This window comes from Lentibacillus sp. (assembly GCF_035301925.1).
Taxonomy (GTDB): domain Bacteria; phylum Bacillota; class Bacilli; order Bacillales; family Amphibacillaceae; genus Lentibacillus.
This window is the reverse complement of the sequence record NZ_DATGTI010000148.1, coordinates 1-4,568: the sequence shown is the minus strand read 5'-3', so window position 1 is coordinate 4,568 and position 4,568 is coordinate 1. Positions and strand designations below refer to the sequence as shown.

The 4,568-nt window shown below is 44.5% G+C and carries 5 protein-coding genes; 2 read left to right on the top strand and 3 right to left on the bottom strand.

Annotated elements, in window-relative coordinates; all coding sequences use genetic code 11:
* The 3 genes from VK080_RS12060 to VK080_RS12050 all read right to left on the bottom strand — a co-directional run.
* Positions 1–1,999: penicillin-binding transpeptidase domain-containing protein (locus VK080_RS12060; protein WP_324225012.1), on the bottom strand; the 1,999-nt coding region annotated here is incomplete at its 3' end.
* 148 nt (positions 2,000–2,147) lie between these two features.
* The gene (locus VK080_RS12055) at positions 2,148–3,092 is read right to left on the bottom strand and encodes an LCP family protein (protein ID WP_324225011.1); all 945 of its coding nucleotides are present in this window, start codon (positions 3,090–3,092) and stop codon (positions 2,148–2,150) included.
* A 48-nt stretch (positions 3,093–3,140) separates the two neighbouring features.
* The gene (locus VK080_RS12050) at positions 3,141–3,734 is read right to left on the bottom strand and encodes a class D sortase (protein WP_324225010.1); all 594 of its coding nucleotides are present in this window, start codon (positions 3,732–3,734) and stop codon (positions 3,141–3,143) included.
* Positions 3,735–4,145: 411 nt separating this feature from the next.
* On the opposite strand from VK080_RS12050, the gene VK080_RS12045 reads away from it, so the two are divergent.
* Positions 4,146–4,271 (top strand): hypothetical protein, encoded by a 126-nt coding sequence (locus VK080_RS12045; RefSeq protein ID WP_324225009.1) that lies wholly within the window; start codon positions 4,146–4,148, stop codon positions 4,269–4,271.
* Between the two features lie 81 nt (positions 4,272–4,352).
* Positions 4,353–4,568 (top strand): helix-turn-helix transcriptional regulator (locus tag VK080_RS12040; RefSeq protein ID WP_324225013.1); only part of this gene is annotated, 216 nt, incomplete at its 3' end.

Here is a 4,568-nt window from a genome sequence, read left to right as displayed (position 1 = left end):
CGGTGTAGCCGCTGCCGCCTTTGTCTTGTGTCTCTTCAACCATCATGGCAATTAAAATATCCTGATCTTCTGATGGATAGCCGACAAACCAGCCATTTTCTTTGCCTTCCTCATCCTCAGAACTTAGTTTGAGTTCGGCTGTCCCGGTTTTGCCGGAGATCGGAAAGTCTGCATCCTGAGCCCCTTTTGCGGTTCCATTTGGTGCTGCGACGACATCGCGGAGTGCTTCCTGAATCAATGTTGCTTCATCACTCGTGATCAGTTCTTCTTTCCAGACTTGCTCTTGTTCGGCATCAGCCAAAATGGTTGGCTTAAGCATATTGCCATCGTTTAAAAATGGCGTATAGGTCAATGCCAAATGGAGGGGACTCGTTTCGATCTGTCCCTGACCATAGCTTGTATTCGCAAGCATAACCTCATCATCGATGTCACCACTTGACGATATCTGGGACGATGTGATCGGGTACTCAAATGGCAGCTCTTCGCCAAAGCCAAATTGCTGCAGGCCATTGATGAGTTTGTCACTGCCCATTTCAACGCCTTTTCTGGCAAAATAAATATTATCGGAGCGAATGAGTGCATCGGTTACATCCACAGGACCGTCCGATTCGCTGACACGGCGGACTTCGTAGTCGCCCCAGCCTTCACCGTTGCTCCAGGTGAGACCGTTTATCTCCATACCTTCACCGGGAACAATGGTGCCATTGCTCAGTCCGATGGCTGCTGTGACTGGTTTGATGGCAGATCCGGGTGCAAATGTTGCTGAGAAGCGGTTTAATGTTGGCTGCTGCGGGTCGTTTTGCAGCTTATCATATTCAGACTGGGATATGCCGTATAAAAATTTGTCTGGTACAAATCCCGGACTGCTTACCAAAGCCAGTGTTTCACCGGTTTTTGGGTTGATGGCTGCAGCTGTCCCGGCGTCACCATCGAAGGATTCGTATATGGCTTCCTGAACGTCTGAATCAATCGTGGTCACGATATTTTCGCCATTTTCAACCTCTTTTTCAGCGATGACGGTTTCTTCCTCATCTTCACTGACAGCAATAATCTTGGCACCTTCTTCACCTTTAAGCCGTTCTTCAAATAATGCTTCCAGGCCACGCTGTCCGATCATATCTTCCGCATCGTATTTATTTGAGTCCAGTTCTTCCAGATCCTCTGCCGTTACTTGGCTTATGTAGCCGGTAAGGTGTGATGCGGCTTTGCCGAGCGGATAGACACGACCGGTTGCATCACGGATGGATACCCCATCAATCGTGAGCAGCTGGTCGACTGTATCCTGTGCTGATGCCGGCAATTTTTTGAGTGGTACATGCATATTCGGTTCCACCCAGTCCTGATTCAGACTGCTGTCAATGGCTTCAACCGACATGTTCAGCAAATCGGCAATTTTCTCTTTGTCTTGTTCATCACCCAATTTTTCCGGGACGATGCCAACCTCACTGACAGTGTCATTGATGGCCAGTGGCATCCGATTGCGGTCGAGCATCTCACCGCGCTTCGGTTCAGTTGTTTCCACCCTGATTTCGGCGCCATCCCTGATTTCAGGGAAAATAAATCCGGGGTCCCATTTGACGAACCAATTTTCCTCTGCCTCTTCGCCTTCTCCACTTTTTACTTCTTCTCTGATTAGTGTTGCTTCATAATCAAATGTAATGGGACCTGCTATTGACTGCATCTCGACCGTGAACGGGAATTGTGCGGTGCCTTTGTCCATAGCTGTTTCCATTTGTTCTTCGGATAATTTTTCATACGTTACTTGAAGGTCTGATATGTTCAAATCGCCGTAAATGGTTTCGTAACGGTCAACAAACGCCTCGGTTGGATATGTTTCAGCCGCATTTGAGGTAATCATGCCGTACATTTCGGAAAATTCCTGGTTATTCCAATGATTGACATATTTATCAAAACGTTCCTGTGGTGTCGGTTCGTCGTTTGAACATGCGGCGGCTGTAAACAGCAGAAAAAAGGAAAATATGATAGCTATTTTTTTCATACGAACCCCCTCTATCCCTAATAGAATCTTTTTAAATATTATATCACGTCACCTGTAGAAAAACATATATGGAATCACGCACGTTTATTACGTATTTTTCCAAAATGAGCTGAAGAAGAGAAGAGGTAAGAGTCATTTCGATTAACTATTACCTTGCTTCCATATGGTTTTTCAGTTCAGTCCGGACACGCTTCAATTCCTCATCCGGAACAATATAATACCAGAGATCGCCAATGTACTGTCCGTTCCCGCTTATTTCCATGGAATCAATTGTTTGTCGTGTTTGCCGGTAATCCGTAAACAGGGTTTGCATCTGGTCGAAACTGAGATCGGTTTTCACGTTGCTGCCAACAATATCAAGAATGTTTGTGACCTTCGTAATACTTGAGAAACTGGCACCTTTGTCAATCGCAGCCTGAATCACTTTACGCTGACGCTCATTTCGGCCAATGTCCCCTCTTGGATCGTTCTTGCGCATACGAATGTAGCTTAAGGCTTTGTCACCATTCAGCTGAATGTCGCCTGCAGGGAAATCATAACCACCCTGTGAAAATGCACGATCATTTGTTACGGTTACGCCGCCTAACGCATCAATTCCCTGCTTAAAGCCTTCCATATTGACTTGAACATAAAAATGTATCGGCACATCCAGCATTTGATTGACCGTGTCAACGGATAGTCCCACGTCCCCATATGCATAAGCGTGATTGATTTTATCCGGTCCATATCCAGGTATATCAACTCGTGTATCGCGCGGGATGCTGAGCATTTTCATGGAATCTGTATTTGGATTCATTGATGTCAGTATCATGGTATCGGAACGTCCTTTATCATGCTCACGTTCATCAACACCCAGGAGTAAAATGTTAATGGATTTGCTTTCATTGAACGCGGATTGAAGTTCCTTTTGCCGTTCAGGATTATCGTCCCTCGGCAGCGGGCTGTGCATCGTTTCCGCTGTGTCACTCACTTTGTCATATATGTATACAAGGCCAATACCAGCGATCAGCAGCAGGAGAAGTATACTTCCGCCAATCCAGTATGGCCATTTTCGGCGTTTTTTTCGGTGTTTGCTTTCAATTCTTGAGTTCAAATCAATTCTCCTCTGTTCATAATAATGAGCGCATCCCGCAGTGGTGTATTAGTTATCATCAACCGGCAATGCGGTAATGATGTAGCGGTCAGGTGCATTACCGATATACGAGAATGGATAACATGTTGTCACTGTCAGCACTTCTTTCGGGGCTGTCGGGGATATAACAGTTCGGTCCTCAGCATCAACGACTTCCGTTTCAACAATTTCATATGAAAAATCCCCATACGATAGCTGAACCGTTAAAATATCGCCAAGCTCCAGCTCGCCCATCCGCCGGAAAACCGTATCACGATGGCCTGATAAAACAATCTGGTCATTTTGCCGGGGGTAAGCCGTTCCGTGGTAATGCCCGACTCCTTTTTCCAGCTCATCTTCATCGGTGCCTTCAACAATGGGGAGGTCTGCTTCAAGTCTTGGAATCGTCAATATGCCAACGGTTTCCCCATGTTCGGGTCTAAAATTCTCCTTATTAATAGACGAATCGGAACCGGCGGAAGTTTCAACTTTTTCTTCAGCAAGTATGGTCCGGGCCTCCTGAAGACTGCTTTTTTGAGCGTGATTTGTTTTAAACAGCTGGTATCCGCCGGCTGCTATGAAAATTATTCCGATCGCCAAAAGCACAATCGCGATGTTTCTCATTATGAATTCACCAACCAGTTATATAATGGTCAGTAACCCGCCAAAGAACGGCGGCTAACTGTCCCTAAATGTCCGATTCTGTTTAACTAACATTCAATGGGGAAAAGCACCCCATTGAATGAAGTTTCACTTTATCCCGACTATATGTCATCTCGGGAAACAATTCAAGTGCAAAGATGAATCGTAAGACCTAATTCGATAAAATATTTTTTAAAAACTACAAAACTAGTTTGTATTTGACAAAACAAGATACCCAAAAAGCATTCGAAATATAGTATATTAGTCTTAGAAAAAGTAATATTTACCCAGAAAAAAGCAAACCTATCGAGAAATAAGGGGTAAAAGTCACGGGTCAAAAGCATGATAAACATGTCGGCCGGACTGCCTGGGAATTGAATGGGGGTGACGTTTGTGTCAAGTACGGGAAAGCTTGCGGAAATCGACTACGAATGGGTCAATCTGTTGAAGGAAGCCAAACTGCTTGGACTGACTGTTGAGGAGGTGTGGTTGATATTGTACGGTGGTGAAAAAAGCTGAAAAACGTAATAAAGAAAATGTGCTCAATATAGAACCATGCACCTTTTTATGATATAATTTACGATGAAAGAGGTGTATGTGTTGATCGGCGAAAAGATAAAGCGATTACGAAAAGAAAAACAGATGTCCATTTCCGAACTCGCAGAAAAGGCTGGAGTTGCCAAATCCTATTTAAGCTCTATTGAACGAAACCTTCAGACAAACCCATCAATCCAATTTATTGAGAAAATCAGTGCTGTACTAGACGTACCTGTTAATGATTTAATACGTGAAGATAGATGGAAAGAAACAGAAGAA

What these genes read in the sequence shown, in the direction of transcription:
- VK080_RS12050 (WP_324225010.1), bottom strand. Translation starts at nt 3,734, where the DNA reads ATGAGAAACATCGCGATTGTGCTTTTGGCGATCGGAATAATTTTCATA.